The 15,963-nt window shown below is 70.5% G+C and carries 11 protein-coding genes and 1 pseudogene; 5 read left to right on the forward strand and 7 right to left on the reverse strand.

Annotation, left to right across the window (positions count from 1 at the left end; translation table 11 throughout):
- Positions 1-530: 530 nt before the first annotated feature.
- The 3 genes from kdsA to MNOD_RS00595 form a co-directional block, all read right to left on the reverse strand.
- Entirely contained in the window at positions 531-1,382 is an 852-nt protein-coding gene (kdsA, locus tag MNOD_RS00585) for a 3-deoxy-8-phosphooctulonate synthase (RefSeq protein WP_043750058.1), read from the reverse strand.
- 75 nt (positions 1,383-1,457) lie between these two features.
- The gene (locus MNOD_RS00590; RefSeq protein WP_015926886.1) at positions 1,458-1,994 is read right to left on the reverse strand and encodes a GNAT family N-acetyltransferase; all 537 of its coding nucleotides are present in this window, start codon (positions 1,992-1,994) and stop codon (positions 1,458-1,460) included.
- Positions 1,995-1,997: 3 nt separating this feature from the next.
- Complete coding sequence (locus MNOD_RS00595) at positions 1,998-2,525, reverse strand: helix-turn-helix domain-containing protein (RefSeq protein WP_425277493.1); 528 nt, start codon at positions 2,523-2,525, stop codon at positions 1,998-2,000.
- Between the two features lie 225 nt (positions 2,526-2,750).
- Between MNOD_RS00595 and MNOD_RS00600 the strand changes: the two genes are divergently transcribed.
- Both MNOD_RS00600 and MNOD_RS00605 read left to right on the forward strand, forming a co-directional pair.
- On the forward strand, positions 2,751-3,602 hold the full coding sequence (locus tag MNOD_RS00600; protein ID WP_244424633.1) for a hypothetical protein: 852 nt from the start codon (positions 2,751-2,753) through the stop codon (positions 3,600-3,602).
- A gap of 404 nt (positions 3,603-4,006) precedes the next feature.
- The gene (locus tag MNOD_RS00605) at positions 4,007-5,167 is read left to right on the forward strand and encodes an IS481 family transposase (protein ID WP_043750061.1); all 1,161 of its coding nucleotides are present in this window, start codon (positions 4,007-4,009) and stop codon (positions 5,165-5,167) included.
- A 126-nt stretch (positions 5,168-5,293) separates the two neighbouring features.
- Here the strand turns inward: MNOD_RS00605 and MNOD_RS00610 are convergent.
- Positions 5,294-6,635, reverse strand: a pseudogene (locus tag MNOD_RS00610) (sigma-54-dependent transcriptional regulator).
- Positions 6,632-8,524, reverse strand: coding sequence for a sensor histidine kinase (locus MNOD_RS00615; protein WP_015926890.1), 1,893 nt, complete (start codon positions 8,522-8,524; stop codon positions 6,632-6,634). The pseudogene MNOD_RS00610 and the gene MNOD_RS00615 overlap by 4 nt, the downstream one beginning before the upstream one ends.
- 216 nt (positions 8,525-8,740) lie before the next feature.
- On the opposite strand from MNOD_RS00615, the gene MNOD_RS00620 reads away from it, so the two are divergent.
- Positions 8,741-10,090 (forward strand): dicarboxylate/amino acid:cation symporter, encoded by a 1,350-nt coding sequence (locus MNOD_RS00620; RefSeq protein ID WP_015926891.1) that lies wholly within the window; start codon positions 8,741-8,743, stop codon positions 10,088-10,090.
- A gap of 105 nt (positions 10,091-10,195) precedes the next feature.
- Here MNOD_RS00620 and MNOD_RS00625 read toward each other — a convergent pair whose 3' ends face one another.
- Both MNOD_RS00625 and MNOD_RS00630 read right to left on the reverse strand, forming a co-directional pair.
- A complete protein-coding gene (locus tag MNOD_RS00625) occupies positions 10,196-10,738 on the reverse strand; it encodes a histidine phosphatase family protein (protein ID WP_015926892.1) in 543 nt (180 codons plus the stop codon).
- On the reverse strand, positions 10,735-12,501 hold the full coding sequence (locus tag MNOD_RS00630) for a phosphoribosyltransferase (protein WP_015926893.1): 1,767 nt from the start codon (positions 12,499-12,501) through the stop codon (positions 10,735-10,737). Before MNOD_RS00630 ends, MNOD_RS00625 begins: the two co-directional genes overlap by 4 nt.
- Positions 12,502-12,914: 413 nt before the next feature.
- On the opposite strand from MNOD_RS00630, the gene MNOD_RS00635 reads away from it, so the two are divergent.
- Both MNOD_RS00635 and MNOD_RS00640 read left to right on the forward strand, forming a co-directional pair.
- Positions 12,915-14,663, forward strand: a complete 1,749-nt coding sequence (locus MNOD_RS00635) for an ethylbenzene dehydrogenase-related protein (RefSeq protein WP_015926894.1) — start codon at positions 12,915-12,917, stop codon at positions 14,661-14,663.
- A gap of 20 nt (positions 14,664-14,683) precedes the next feature.
- A complete protein-coding gene (locus tag MNOD_RS00640; protein ID WP_015926895.1) occupies positions 14,684-15,727 on the forward strand; it encodes a 2Fe-2S iron-sulfur cluster-binding protein in 1,044 nt (347 codons plus the stop codon).
- The last annotated feature ends 236 nt before the right edge of the window (positions 15,728-15,963 follow it).

Raw genomic sequence — 15,963 nt, forward strand, 5'->3', positions numbered from 1 at the left:
AGCCGATGATTTTCGTACATCACTGCGTACCCGCGGCGTCGACGATGTCAATCCCTGGTCGGGGAAGTGCATGAAATTTCGTCGAGCAGTGTCGATCCGGCGCGGTCCGGTCTCCGCCGACCCCCCGATCCATGCGGTCCTATGGTCAAGGCGCAGCTTGCCGACGTGGAATGTACAGGAATTTGCGTGCGGATGAGCTTAACTGAACTCAGCTCTTCCGATGTTGTTCGATTCGATGCCGACGATCACGGCGATGTTGATTCGATCCTGCCCGGCAGCAACGCGCGACACTGCGCTTGATCCGATGGTCTCACGCAAGGGGGCGACAAGATCCGAGGGGTCCGTCTTCGATCGGCAGCGCGCGATACACTGTGCCGAGGAATGATCTGATCACGACAGCGGCCGGAAGGATGGTCGATGCGTCGCGCGATTATCGATCCATTGCAGCCATTCGCTGAAAGCCGACGGGCCGCGGCGGCGGCGAGGCCGGCACGACCATGCCGGCTTCCTGGAACGGGGACGAACTTCTTTCAGAGCGCCTTCGCGAGGCGGTCGAAGGCGACGAGGTCGCCGAGCAGCGCCGGCATGGCCCGCAGCGGCACCATGTTGGGTCCGTCCGACGGCGCGCGGTCCGGATCGGGATGCGTCTCGATGAAGACGCCCGCCACACCCACCGCCACCGCCGCCCGCGCCAGCACCGGAACGAATTCCCGCTGCCCGCCCGACGTGGCGCCCTGCCCGCCCGGCTGCTGGACCGAGTGCGTGGCGTCGAACACCACCGGAGCCCCGTTCGTCACCCGCGCCATGATTGGCAGGGCCCGCATGTCCGAGACGAGGGTGTTGTAGCCGAAGGACGCGCCGCGCTCGGTGACGATCACATTGGGGTTGCCCGCGGCCGTGACCTTGGCGGCGACATGCGCCATGTCCCAGGGCGCCAGGAACTGCCCCTTCTTGACGTTCACGGCCCGCCCGGTCGCGGCGGCGGCGAGCAGCAGGTCGGTCTGGCGGCACAGGAAGGCCGGGATCTGCAGGATGTCGACGGCCTCCGCCGCGACCGCGCATTGGCCGGCCTCGTGCACATCCGTGAGCACGGGAAGCCGCAGGCGCTCGCGGATCTCGGCGAAGATCGGCAGGGCCTCGGCGAGGCCGAGGCCGCGGGCCGATCCGGCCGAGGTGCGGTTGGCCTTGTCGAAGGATGACTTGAACACGAGGCCGAGGCCGAGGGGTGCGGTCATCTCCTTGAGCGCCGCAGCCACTTCCAGGGCATGGGCGCGGCTCTCCAGCGCGCAGGGTCCGGCGATCAGGCTCAGCGGCAGATGATTGCCGAAGCGCACATCGCCGACCGCGACGACGGTGCCAGGGGACGGGGAATCGGTCGACATCATCGGGCTTTCGAAAGGCATGACGGGGCGGAGCCCTCGCAGGCCAAGATGGCTTTCGAGAGGCGTCCGACCCCTCTACGCCAGGGCCTTGAAGAAATAGACCGTATCGCAGGGGCGCCCGTCGGGCAGGAGCGCGTAGCCGGGGATGACGCCGACCCGGCTCCAGCCCGCCCGCTCGTAGAGCCGCTCCGCCTCGGGGCTGGCGGTGTCGAGCACGAGGAGCGTCTTGCCAGCACGGCGCGCGGCATCCTCGGCAGCCCGCATCAGGCCGGCGCCGATCCCGCGGCGGCGCGCCCGCCTCAGCACCAGCACCTTCGACAGGTCGGCCCGGTGCGGCTGGTTCTCGGGCTGCGCCAGGACGATCTGGACGGTGCCGACCGGCGTGCCGTCAGATTCCTCGGCCACGATCAGGCTGCGCTCCCCGCGCCCGACGCTCTCGGCCACGTCCCGCCAATAGGCGACGGCCCTGGCCTGCGGCAGGGGCGCCATGAAGCTCACCGAGGCTCCGCCCGCGACGCAGTCGACCAGAATCGCCGCAAGCGCCTCGCTGCGCGCCAGAGCCTCCTCACCGGAGAGCGCGCGGATCATCGGATCGGTCACGGGACCTCTCATCGGTCAGGCCCGCGCGCCCGTGGAGACGGCCACGAGGGTGCGGGCAGGGTGATCGGCGGGATTGTGGAAGGCGACCGGCCGGTCGACGCGCATGGCGAGGCAGTCGCCGGCCGCGAGCCGATGAACCGCCTCTCCCAGCGTCACCACGACCGTGCCGTCGAGCACCCAGACCTGCTGCTCCAGGGGCGGGACGCGGATGCTGTCGTAGGCGACCGTCGAACCCGGAGGCAGCTCCACCTCCACGAGTTCGAGGGGCGAGGAAAAGCCCGGCGGCGAGAGGTTGCGGCGCCGATAGCCCGTCCCCGGATCGCGCCAGCAGCGCTGATCCGCGCGCCGGCTCAGCGGGGAGGCATCCTCCCGGTGCTCGGGCGAGAACAGGGCCGCGAGCGATACCCCGAGCCCCGCCGACAGCCGTTCGAGCACAGTCGCGGTCGGGCTGCTCTCCGCGCGCTCCACCAGCGAGATCATCGATCGGCTCACCCCACAGCGCTGCGCGAGCGCCTCCAGGGTCAGACCCTGGGCAGTGCGCAAGCCCCGGAGCCTTGCGGCAAGCCTTGCATCGAGATCGGATCGCGGTTCATCCATGATCCTAGAATTCAAATCCGGTTTGGTGGAGTCAACCCCCTTCTCCTGGCGAGAGGCACGGACCTTGGCAGTTTCGGCCGGATGTTATAGCCTTTGCTATATCGTGTAGGACAAGGGATCATGATACCCTCAGGCTATTCCCGCACTCGCGCCGTCGCAGGCGGATTCCTGATGTCCTGTCTCCTCGCCGGGCCGGTAGCGGCGATCGCCCATGAGGCCGGGCAGGCCGAAGCGGAGATCGACAGCGAGCATCTGTTCGGGTTCACGGAAGGGTCGGATATTGGCGTGCCGGGCGAGCGCGAGCTGGAGCAGGAGACCACCGCCCGGATCGGGCGGTTGCGGGCGGGCGTGGTCCGCGCCATCGACCCGACGCTCGCGCTGAAGCTGCCGCTCAGTTCGGATTTCCGGATCGCGCCCGGGCTGTCCTTCTCGCATTTCGACCTGGCCGCGACGCCGGGCCTGCCCGTGCGCGGGGAAAGCGGATTCAATGGCGGCTTCGTGGAGACCCGTCTGCGCCTGCTGGACCGGCGCACGGCGCCCATCGGCCTGACGCTGAGCGTCGTTCCGAGCATCGGGACGATCGACGGCGGATCCGGTCTTGCGGCCCGCGCCTACGGGGTGGAGGCGGCCCTTCTCGCCGATCGCGAGATCATCCCGGGCCTGCTCGTCGGCGCACTCAATCTCAACCTGGGCCTGGCCCGTGCAGAGTTCGGCGGCGGCGAGACGGTGCGCAGCTCCGGCCTCGAAGTGTCCGGCGCCCTCGCCTACCGGGTGCGGCCGTGGCTCTTCCTCGGCGGCGAGCTGCGCTACGCGCGCGCCTATGAGGGGCTCGGCCTCGACCGTTTCGCGGGCGCGGCCCTCTATCTCGGCCCGACGCTCTACGCCGCGCTCTCCGAGGGTGCCTGGATGTCGTTCACCTGGGGCGTGCAGGTGGCCGGCGGCGCGGCGGCGGATCCGCGGCCCCTCGACCTGACGAATTTCGACCGCCACCAGCTGCGGCTGCGGGTCGGTCTCACGTTCTGACCTAGCGTCCCGATCGAAACTAAATAGAAACTCGCTGTCCTTGTATGTGCGAAACTCGGCAAGGGCACGCAAAAGTTTCATTCGCCAGGGTCGGCAACTCTGGTGTCAACTGATCCGGCTTCCGGTTGATCTGTTCGGAGACAAGAGGGCGCGGGAACCGCGGGAACCCCTCTCCCGTGCGGGAGAGGGGTATACGGATCGAAGATCCCACGTGAGGGCCCAGGTGGTTCAGCAAGACGACTGAACCGTGCCGCTGCCAGCACCACGGCTTCAGGATTGTTGCGGATCCGTCCGGGACCCTCACCCCTGCCCCTCTCCCGCTGTATAGACCGGAGACAAGGGTTACAGGTGTTCGGAGACATGGGTGACACAATGGCCAAGAGCAATCGATGCGGGAGCGTGTCGTGCCTTGGCAAGAGGTGTCAGTCATAGACAACCGCGCCGAGTTCGTGGGTCTGGCCCAGCAGGAGGCGGCGAACGTGGCGGCGCTGTGCCGCCGCTTCGGGATCAGCCGCAAGACTGGCTACAAGTGGCTGGGCCGGGCGCGGAGTGGCGCGGGCTTGGACGACCGCTCGCGGCGCCCGCACGCCAGCCCGGCCCGCACGTCCCCCGAGATGGAGGAGGCGGTGCTGGAACTGCGCACGGCTCATCCGAGTTGGGGTGGGCGCAAGCTGCGCCGACGGCTGCAGGATCAGGGCCAGGAGGTGGTCCCGGCCGCCTCGACGATCACCGCCGTGCTGGCGCGCCACGCCCGGCTGGGCCAACCCGATGCCCCCAGCATCCCGTTCACCCGCTTCGAGCACCCCCGGCCCAACGCTCTCTGGCAGATGGACTTCAAGGGCCACTTCGCCCATGCCGGCGGCCGCTGCCACCCTCTCACCGTGCTGGACGACCACAGCCGCTACGCGCTCTGCCTGGCGGCCTGTGCCGACGAGGTCACCGCGACCGTGCAGGGGCAGCTGAGTGCCACGTTCCGGCGCTACGGCCTGCCCGAGCGGATCAACCTGGACAACGGCAGCCCCTGGGGCAACGGACCGGGCCAGCGCTACACGCCTCTCACCGTGTGGCTGCTGCGGCTGGGCATCCACATCAGCCACAGCCGGCCCTACCATCCGCAGACCAACGGCAAGGACGAGCGCTTCCATCGCACCCTCAAGCGCGACGTGCTGCATGGCGCGTTCTACGCCAGCCTGGCGGCCTGCCAGCGGGCGTTCGATCGCTTCCGGCTGATCTACAACAGCGAGCGCCCGCACGAGGCCTTAGGCTTGGCGGTGCCGGCCAGCCGCTACCAGATCAGCCGGCGCGCTTATCCGGCCGAGCTGCCGGCGATCGAGTACGATCCGACCGATCAGGTGCGGCGCGTGCAGCGGGACGGCTGGATCAGCGTGCGCGGCCAGCTCGTGCGAGTGCCCAAGGCGTTCGTCGGCCAGCCGCTGGCCCTGCGGCCCACTCAGACCGATGGTCGGGTCGACCTTGTGTTCATCACCCACAGGGTGGGGCAGATCGACCTGACACAGCCAACACTCAGGGTGCAACCTGTCACCCATGTCTCCGAACACCTGTAACCCTTGTCTCCGGTCCGTACAGCGGGAGAGGGGTTCCCGCGGTTCCCGCGCCCTCTCGTTTCCGAACAGATCAACCGGATGCCGGATCATTCCCCGGGTCGGTCCGGCCGGTGGTGGGCTCATGCATCAGCGGAAGGCGTTCGGATCGAGCCCGTGGCGGGCGAGCTTGTCGTAGAGGGTCTTGCGCGGCGTGCCGAGCGCCTCGGCGGCGAGCCGCACGTCGCCGCCCGCCATGATCAGCTCGTCCCGGATCCGGCCCCGCTCGAAGCGATCGACCTCCTCGGCCAGCGTGAGCGGTTTCGCGGCGCTGGGCTCCTCCGGCGCCGCGGGTCCGAGGCCGAGGGCGCAGCGCTCCGCGAAATGGCTGAGCTCGCGCACGTTGCCGGGCCAGGAATGCCGGTTGAGCACGTCGCGGATCGCCGGCGTCACCGGCGGCGGAGCGCGGTTGATCCGGGCGGCGGCCCGGGTGAAGAAATGCTCGAAGAGCAGCGCCACGTCCTCGCGGCGCTCGCGCAGCGGCGGGATCGCCACCGTGACGACGTTGAGCCGGTAATAGAGGTCGTCCCGGAAGGTGCCCTGGGCGGGCGGCCTGCCCGAGGTCGATCTTGGTGGCGGCGACGATACGCATGTCCACCGGCCGCACCTCGTTGGTGCCGAGCGGCTCGACCGCCCGCTCCTGGATCACCCGCAGCAGCTTCACCTGCAGGGCGAGCGGCATGCTCTCGATCTCATCGAGGAACAGCGTGCCGCCGCTCGCATGCTCGATGCGCCCGACGCGCCGCTTGACGGCGCCCGTGAAGGCGCCCGCCTCGTGGCCGAACAGCTCGCTCTCCACCACGCTGTCGGGCAGCGCGCCGCAATTCATCGCCACGAAGTTGCCGCGCCTGCGCCGGCTCCAGCGGTGGAGGGCGTTGGCGACCACCTCCTTGCCGGAGCCGGTTTCCCCTAAGATGAGCACGTCCACATCCGCCTCCGCCACGTCGCGGACGAACCGGCGCAGCCGCGTGATCTCCGGCGAGACACCGAGGAAGGCCGGATCCTCCGCCACCGCTGCATCGAGGCGCTCGCGCAGGGAGCGGTTCTCGACCACGAGGCGCCGCCGCTCCAGGGCGCGCCGCACGGAGCCGATCAGCTGCTCGGCCGGATAGGGCTTGGCGAGGAAGTCGTAGGCACCCTCGCGCATGGCGCGCACCGCCATGGTGATGTCGCCGTGCCCGGTGATGAGGATCACCGGCAGGTCGGGATCCGCCTCGGCCACCGCCCGGAACAGGCCGAGCCCGTCGAGGCCGGGCAGGCGCACATCCGTCACGACGACCCCCGGCGGATCGGCGAGGATCGCCCGCAGGGCCGGTTCGGCGGCCGGGAAGACCTCGACGGCAAACCCGTCGAGTTCGAGGCTCTGCCGGTTCGCCCGGCGCACATCCTCCTCGTCGTCGACGAAGACGATCCTGTCGGCCTGTCCGCTCATGCCGCTTCCTCCGCCGCTTGCGTGCGGGCGAGGTCGACGCGGAACACAGCGCCGCCCGCCTCGCCCGTGGCGACCGCGAGCGTGCCGCCGCATTCCTCGACGATGCCCCGCGAGATGGCGAGGCCGAGCCCCAGCCCCTCGGCCTTCGTGGTGAAGAACGGGTCGAAGACCTGCGCCCGCACGGAATCCGGGATCCCCGGCCCGTTGTCGCCGACCTCCAGCAGCGCCCGGTCGCCGAGGGCGGCCGCCCGCACCGTCACGCGCGGGTCGGGCCGGCCCGCCACGGCATCGAGCGCGTTCTGCAAAAGGTTCACCACCACCTGTTCCAGGCGCGCCCCATCCCCGAGCACGATCAGGTCCGGCTCGGGCCGGTCGACCGCGAGGGTGACGCCGCCCGTCGCGGCGCGGGCCTCCACCACCTCAAGGGCGTTGCGCAGGACGCCGGCCAGCGACACCGGCTCGCGCCGGCCCGAGGCCCGCCGGGCGAAGCCCTTGAGCTGGCGCGTGAGGCCGGCGATGCGCTCGGTGAGGCGGCCGATGGCGGAAAAATTCTCGCTCGCATCCTCGATGCGGCCGCGGCGGATCAGGATCGCGGCATTGTCCGCGTAGGAGCGGATGGCGGCGAGCGGCTGGTTGATCTCGTGCGCCATGCTGGCGGCGAACTGGCCGAGCGCCGCGAGGCGGCCGGCCTGGGCGAGCTCGCGGCCGAGCCGCTCGCGCTCGGCCTCAGCCCGCTGGCGCTCCGCCATCTCGGCCCTGAGCTGCGCATTCGCGTCGGTGAGGGCGCGGGTGCGTTCCTGGACACGGCGCTCCAGCTCCTCGCGCCGGCTCGCCTCCTCGGCGAGGCGCGAGCGGATGCGGCGGCGGCGGCCCAGATGCACGGCGATTCCCGCACAGGCCGCTCCTGCCACCACGCCCGCGAGCACCTGGGTCTGGAGACGCTCGCGCCGCACCGCCGCGCCGACCGGGGTCAATGTATGGAGCCGCCAGGTGGTGTCCGGCACCGCAGCGTCGAGGGGCAGGACGAGGCGCGCGGGCGTCGCAGCCCCGCCGAGCCGCATCAGGCCGCTCTCTCCAACGGGATGCAGGGGCAGCGGGCTCAGATCCGCATTGCCGAAGTCGAGGCGCTCGCGGATCCGCTGGCGCTCGGCGGCCTCGACCGGGCCGAGGGCGCGGAACCGCCATGCCGGCTCGCTCGACACCAGGACGATGCCGCGGGGGTCGGTGGCGAAGACCTGCGCGCCGCTGCCCCGCCACGCGGCCTCCACGCCGTCGAACTCGACCTTGACCACCACGACGCCGCTCCCGCCCGCGATCCGTCGCGACAGATAGAGGCCGGGGCGCCCGCTCACCGTGCCGAGGGCGAACTGCGATCCGGCGCCCTCCGCCAGCGCCTCCCGGAAATAGGGCCGGAAGGTATAGTCGTTGCCGACGAAGCTCGTCGCCGTGCCCGCATTGCTCGCGGCGGCCGTCAGGCCATCCGCCCGGATCACGTAGATGACCGCGGCCCCCGTCGCGCCGGCGATCTCGGAGAGACGGAAGCTCACCCTGTCCGCGAGGCCCGGCTCCGCCTGCGCCGCGACGACCCGCGCGATCTCCGGATCGGCGGCGAGCGCGAGCGGGAGCGACGCCTGTTTCTGCATCTCGGCCCGCAGCGCGGCCACCTGGAGGGTGAGACCGGACAAGGCCGAGCGACGCAGATCCGCCAGCGCCGCCCGCTCCGCAATGCGCCCGCCGCTCCAGGCCGCCAGCACGACGATCGCCAGGGCCGCAGCCCAGGCCAGGGCCTGCCGCCGGCGGGGCTCCGTCGGCGTTGCGGATTTCCGCACGCGGCCCCGCAGCGTCGTGCGGGAGGCCGGAACGGGGCCGGGCCGCGTCTCCTCCGGCATCGGAAATTCCCTCCCTTTCACAACATCTTAACAAATTATTTGCCGGCCCGACGCGCTGGCACGCCGGTTGCCATCACGCCAGCCGATCGCGGCCTTTTCCGTCGGCAGAGGCTGCACACCGAAAGGTCAAGAGCAAGAGCCGGAATCGGTCGGGCGCCTCATGCCCGGCGCGTCGACCGGCCCTGTCCGCAACCCTGAAAGCCGGGAGAACGCCCCATGGCCGTGACCGTCCCATCGCCCCTGACTGCTCCGCAGGCGCCGCCGGCGCCCAAGCCCCTCTACAAGACCCTCTACTTCCAGGTTCTCGTCGCGGTTGCGATCGGCATCCTGCTCGGTCACTTCTACCCGCAGCTCGGCGCCGAGATGAAGCCGCTCGGCGACGCCTTCATCAAGCTCGTCAAGATGATCATCGCGCCGGTGATCTTCCTCACGGTCGTCTCCGGCATCGCCGGCATGACGAATCTGGAGAAGGTCGGGCGCGTGGGCGCCAAGGCGCTGATCTACTTCATCACCTTCTCGACGCTGGCGCTGATCGTCGGGCTGGTGGTGGCCAATGTGCTGCAGCCGGGCCACGGCCTGCACATCGACCCCAAATCCCTCGACCCCAAGGCCGTCGCCACCTATGCGGGCAAGGCCAAGGAGCAGAGCATCGTCGAGTTCCTGATGCACATCATCCCCTCGACGGCGGTCGGCGCCTTCGCGGGGGGCGAGATCCTTCAGGTGCTGTTCTTCTCGGTGCTGTTCGGCTTCGGCCTCGCCTTCATGGGTGACCGCGGCAAGCCGGTACTCGATCTCATCAAGGTCACGGCCGAGGCGATCTTCGGCGTCGTCCACATCATCATGAAGGTGGCCCCGATCGGCGCCTTCGGCGCGATGGCCTTCACCATCGGCAAGTACGGCGTCTCGTCGCTCGCCAACCTCGCCTATCTGGTCTTCGCCTTCTATCTCACCTCGGCGATCTTCGTCCTCGTCGTGCTCGGGCCCGTCGCCCGCTACAACGGCTTCTCGGTGATCAAGCTGGTGCGCTACATCAAGGAGGAACTCCTCCTGGTGCTCGGCACCTCCTCGTCGGAATCGGCGCTGCCCACGCTCATCGACAAGATGGAGCGGGCGGGCTGCTCGCGGCCGGTGGTCGGCCTCGTGGTGCCGACCGGCTATTCCTTCAACCTCGACGGCACCAACATCTACATGACCATGGCGGCCCTGTTCATCGCCCAGGCGACCGACACGCCGCTGTCGCTCGGCGAGCAGGCTCTGCTCCTCCTCGTGGCGATGCTGTCCTCGAAGGGCGCGGCGGGCGTGACCGGGTCGGGCTTCATCACGCTCGCGGCGACGCTGGCGGTGGTCCCCTCGGTGCCGGTCGTCGGCATGGCGCTGATCCTCGGCATCGACCGCTTCATGTCCGAGTGCCGGGCGCTCACCAACTTCATCGGCAACGCGGTGGCCTGCATCGTCGTCGCCCGCTGGGAGGGCGAGGTCGACGAGGCCCGCCTCGCCGCAGCCCTCAACGGCAACCCGCTGCCGCTGGCGGAGGACGTCCCCGCCATCCTGCAGCCGGCGGAGTGACGGCACGCCTCCCCGGCCCACCTCCCCGATCGGCTGTCGCAAAGGCCCCTCTCTCGCCCGGAGAGAGGGGCTCGTCGTTTCCGAGCGCGTCGCTCGCTCCCCGAGTCACTCCCCGAGCGTGATCCTCTCGTCGCGCTCCAGGCGGATCCAGGCTCCGTTGTCGAGACTCCGGCCCGTGAGGGCCATGATGACCCCCCAATGGCAGACGACGAGGGTGTGGGCCCAGTCGGGATCGGCCGCCATCTCGCTGCGGAATGCCGTCGTGCGCGCATGGAAGAGATCGTGCGGCTCCTCCGCGTCCGGCCACCAGACCTCCGCGACGGCGCCGAAATCGAGCTGCGGCCACGCCGAAGCGAGGGCGGTCCGTCCCGTGCCGATGTCGCAGCTCGCCGCGAACCGCTCGCGCACCGCACACGTCACCAGGACCGGGAGGCCGAGCCGCGCCGCCACGGGCGCCGCCGTCTGCAGGGCGCGCGTATAGGGCGAGCAGAGGATCCGTCGGATTCCCTCGCCGGCGAGAGCCTCCGCGGCGGCCTCGGCCTGCCGGTGCCCCAGGGGCGTGAGCGGCGCGTCCGGGATGTCCGGATCCTCGCCGGTGGCGCCGTAATGCAGGTTGAACACGCTCTGTCCGTGCCGGAGAAGGATCATCCACCATCCCTCAGAAGTCGGCCGAGGCGGGCGCCGTAGGCCGAAGCCGCGCGCCGGAGCCGCTGCGCCTCATCGGGGGCGGCTCCGCTCTCCGCGGCGAGGCTCGACGCGCCGAGCCGGAAGGCGAGGTAGCACAGGGCCAGGAGGGCGAGGAGGTCGGGATCGGGCCATCGGGCGCCCTCCCGAACCATTGTGCTGGCCAGGCACTCCTGCGCGTCCGGCGGCAGATCGAGTTCGATGGCGGCCCCGGCCACGTCCCAGGCGATGTCCTGGCAGCCGACGAGGTCGTGGCCGGCATGATGCTCGAGGGCATCCGCCTTGCGCAGGCTCCCGTCCGGCAGCAGGAGCCATTCCCAGGGCTGGAGACGCCCGTCGATCAGGACGGGCCGGACCCGCTCGGCGAGGCCGGCGACCCGCCGCTCGTCCCAAGGATCGAAAAGTCGTGCGGTATCGTGTCCGAGCGCCTCGGCGGTGTTGTGGCGGGCCATCGCGACGAGGTCGGACAGGGCGGCGCCGCGCCCGGGCTCCGCCGGAAGAGTGCGGGCCCGGAAGGCGAGGTAGTGCCCGACCGCCTCGGCGAGCCGTAGAGGATCGATCGCGCCTGAGGTGAGCGGACGCGCCTCGGCGAGCCAGCGCTCCACCAGGAAGCCATGCACGAGGCCCGCCACGGGCGGCGTGAAGCCGGCCGCCTGCAGCTGCCGCGCGAGGGCCAGGGCCTCGTCCCCGGCAGCGCCCAGCCCGGCGAACTTGACGAGCCAGGTCGCTCCATCCGCCCGCGCCAGGAACTTGCGCCGCTCCTGCTGCGCATGGACCGGAGGCCATGCATCGAACGGCGCGGCCTGAAGGCTCCGCCAGGCGCCACCCGAGATGTCGTCGAGCGGCCCGTCGAGGGGTCCGATCAGGGATGCGACCCAGCTGTCGAGCCGGTGCACAGGTTCGCGCGCATCCAGGACGAGTTCGTCGAAGCCGATCGCGATCCGGCGGGTCGTCGCCCAGCGGGCGCGGTGGCGCGCCCGGGCCATCGGCCCCGGCTCGCCGGTGTGCCCGGGGAAGAAGACGAGCCGGGCCGGCGCGACGCCGCGCGCCTCCAGGTGATCGGCGACCGCGCCGAAGGAACTGCCGGACAGGCCCGGCCCCTCGTCGACGATGGCGATGTCGCCGCGGAGATCCCCGCACAGCGCGTCGTCCATCGCGCGGCTCAGCGAGAGCCGCCTCTCGAACGGATGGCCGACGGGTCGAATCGTCAGGGGCGGCGAGGCGCCAAGGGCCGAGGCCGTCATGGCGGCGAGCGGCAGGCCGATGCTGCGGATCCCGACGACGCGGGTGTCGCCCCCCAATCCGGAGGTCTCGGCCGCCGCCGCATAGGCTTCCGGATACAGGGCGTAGAAGGCGAAGCCCTCGGCGCGCTTTCCCGTGATGCTCGTCGGAAGCAGCGTCCGCTCCACCGCCTCAAGCAGCCCGGGCGGTATCGCCTCGCAGGAGGTGAAGCCGCTGCTCCAGGAGCGCCGGACGGCGCGGGCAAGCGCCATCAGCAGGGCCGTCACGGCCTCCGACCCGGCCGAGGGCGTATCGGCGCCGTGCTGTACGAAGATTGCGTCGGCGATGCCCTGGCCCAGTTCGCCGACCTCGATCAGGGCTGCGACGAGCCGCCCGTGGCGCTCGATCCCCGGCGGGAGCGCCGCGGCCTGCCGGCAGAGCGCGGCGACCCGGGCGAGCCATTGCGGCGGATCGCCGGTCCGGGCCGTGTCCCCGTAGACGAGCATGCGCGGGCCTCCTCCGGGGATGTCCGATCATGCCCGGCACAGCCCGTATCGCGCCGTCCGGGTCGAAGTTCCCACCCGCTCATCGTTCCGGTTCCGTTGCCGGCCGTCCCAATCGAAGACTCACCATCTTGGGACGCGGCCCTATCCATGGCGCATCCAGAAGCGTTATCCGTCAGGGGCGGCGCAGCCAGTGACGAACGAAGCCGAGGCCGCCCGTTCCTGCGCTCGTGGAGGCCCCACCGGCCCGCTCGCCGGCGCATGGCCGCGATGGCATCAACTCCATTTACCATAATGACGAAAAATCCTGTTCTTTCAGTCTAGCACATTGCAACGGCGATTTTCTTGGATAAGAATTCCTTAATCTCCCAAGCAAAGATTCCTGAAGATCGGCGGCGAGCCTCCGGGGGCCCTCCATGAACGAGATGGTGTCGAAGGATCGGCTCGCGGCTGTGCGGCCGCAGGCGGTCGGCGCTCGACCGAAGGGCGATCGCCTGCCGACGAGCGATGTCGGCACCGTGATCCTGCACTGGTCGAGCGCGGTCGCCATGGTGGCAAGCCTCGTGACGGGCTTACGCATCTCGGCCGATGCGCTCGATGCGGTGGTGTCGCGCTGGATATCGCCGGTGCTGCCGCAGGGCGAGGTCTGGACCGTTCACATCTTTGCCGGTCTGCTGCTCTTCGCGGTGTCAGTGGCCTATGTCGTCTACATGGCGCGCAGCGGCCTCGCGAACCGGATCACGCTGCGCAAGATGCGGGCGCTCCAGTACGCCCAGACCGCGTCGCTGCGCTGGATGGGCGTCAACGTCCTCCTGCACTGGCTGCTGTTCGGGCTCGTCACCGTGCTCGCCGCGACCGGCATCCTGCTCTATCTCGGCCATGGCGGCTGGGTCGTGACGGTGCATGAGGCGGCGGCCTACGGCACCCTCGCCTATACGCTGGCCCACCTCGTCGGGCATTTCGGCTATGGCGGCTGGCGGCAATGGCTGCGGATCTTCCGGCCGGCCGCGCTCGTGCCGAGCCCGGCCCAGCGCAGCCGCCGGCCGATGCTGGTGGCGGGCCTCGTCACGGTCCCGGCGGTCGCGGGCGCCGTCGCGCTCGATCTCGGCAGCCGCGGCACGCTCACGGTGGAGCGGGTCGAGACGCCCCCGGTTCTCGACGGCGTGCTCGACGACGCCGCTTGGCGGGCCGCCCGCCCGGTGCGGGTGCGGACCCAGCAGGGTGCCAATCTCGGCGGCAGCGGCGAATCCACCGTCGAGATCCGCGCCGTGCAGGACGGCAGCCGGATCCATTTCGCCTTCCGCTGGCAGGATCCGACCCGCTCCCTCGCGCGGCTGCCGATGGTCAAGCAGGCGGATGGCTGGCATGTCCACGGCAAGGGCGCCGGCGAGGCCGACGTCGTCGACTTCTACGAGGACAAGTTCGCGGCGATCTTCTCGCATGCGGACGGATTCGGGGCCGCCGGCGTCACCCATCTCGGGCAGAAGCCTCTCGCCGACAAACCCTCCTCCCTCAACCGGCGCGGCCTGCACTACACCACCGACGGCTCCATCGTGGACATGTGGCAGTGGAAGGCCTCCCGCGGCGGCCTTCTCGGCCATGTGGACGACCAGTATATGGGCCCGCCCCGCGAGCCGACGCCGGACGAGGCGGCCCAGCGCGCCCGCTACCAGGGCGGCTACTGGAATGATCCCGGCACGACGATCTACAGCTACAATTTCCCGTTCGAGGGGCCGGGCGGCTATGCGGGGCCGGTGAAGCCGAAGCGGCTGCCGGTCGACGCGGCGGCCACCATGGCGGCGCTCGGCCGGTTCGACCTCGCCAACCCCGACGCGTCCTACGACGAGGGCAGCCGCTGGTGGCTCACCGAGGCGGATTCCCGTCCCTACAGCGAGGAGGACGATGCCCGCATTCCGGTCGGCACGGTGATACCCGGCGTGCTCAATATCGGCCGCTACGAGGGCGACCGGGCGGATCTGCGCGGCGGCGCCCGCTGGAAGGACGGGTTCTGGACTCTCGAAGTGTCCCGCGCCCTGAGGACCGGCAGCCGCTACGACGTCGATTTCGTGAAGGGCGAACCGCTCTACCTCTGGGTCGCAGTCTTCGATCACACCCAGACCCGACACACGCGGCATGTCCGCCCCGTCCGCATCGACCTGCGCTGATCCTGCCCGGCGGCCCCGCCATGTCCTCGACCTGCTCGCTCGTCATCAACGGCAAGGCCATCCGGGCCGCGCGGGGGGATACCCTCGTGGAGGCTGCACTGGCGGGCAAGATCGTCATCCCGCACGATTGCGGCACGGGCCAGTGCGACACCTGCCGGGTGCGTATCTATGCGGGCGAGGTGGATGCGTGCGGCACCCGGCAGGGGAGCACGGTGCTCGCCTGCCAGGCCAGGGTCTCGGGCGACGCGGTGATCGAGTTCGACGCGGTCCCGGCCGTGGTGAAGCGCAAGGGCACGGTCACCGGTCTCGTCGCGCTCTCGCCCGAGATCGTCGAGGTGACGGTCGCGTTGGGCAAGGGGCTCGGCCACCGTCCCGGACAATACGTCGCCTGCAGCTTCGCGGGCTTTCCGGCGCGGGACTACAGCCCGACCCTGCGCAGCGACGGATCGGGCGAGCTGAACGAGCTGATCTTCCACATCCGGCGCATCCCCGACGGGATCGTCTCGTCCGAGCTCGGCCGGCGCATCCGCGTCGGCCATGAGGTGCGGGTGCGCGGGCCCTTCGGCAGCGCCTTCCATCGGCTCGGATCGGGCCGACTCGTGCTGATCGGCGCGGGAACCGGCTGGGCGCCGATCTGGAGCATCGCCCGCGCCGCGCGCTTCCGCGAGCCCGACCGCGAGATGGTGGTCATCGCGGGTGCCCGCGATCCCCACAACCTCCACATGGGCGAGGCGCTCGACTGGCTGAGCCGCAGCGGCGTCGGGCAGGTGGTCGCCACCGCGAGCGGCGGCGAGCCCAAGCCCGGGCAGCTGGCGGGGCGCCCCACGGCCCATCTCCCGCACCTGCGCGAGAGCGACGTGGTGCATGTCGCCGGCTCCCCGGCGCTCGTCGCGGCAATCCGCCTGCTCGCGGCGAGCGTGAACGCCACCTGCTACGCCGATCCCTTCGTGGCCTCCGCGCGCAAGCGCTCGCTCCGCCACAAGCTGTTCGATCTGCTCTTCGCGCGCCGTCCCTCCGCCGATCCGGAGGTTCCGGTCCCGGCGGCACCCCGGAGCGCGGCCTGAGGGCGAGACCTTCCCTCGCCGTTAGAGCAGAAGCCCGTCGGGCTTCGCGGAAGCGGAATCACTGCGGCGGCGTCGGCAGGGTGCGAGCGTCCGCTCGCCCGAACGTCGCCATCAACCTTTTACCCACGGCTACACACGGAGCTTGTAATTCAGAGCGCGTTGTGTATCTATACACATCAGAGGGCATTAGCCGCCCTTGGAGGCCCGAGTCGATGGTTAGGAATCGTATGGGGAGC

Origin of the sequence: Methylobacterium nodulans ORS 2060 (assembly GCF_000022085.1) — a bacterium.
GTDB classification, from domain to species: domain Bacteria; phylum Pseudomonadota; class Alphaproteobacteria; order Rhizobiales; family Beijerinckiaceae; genus Methylobacterium; species Methylobacterium nodulans.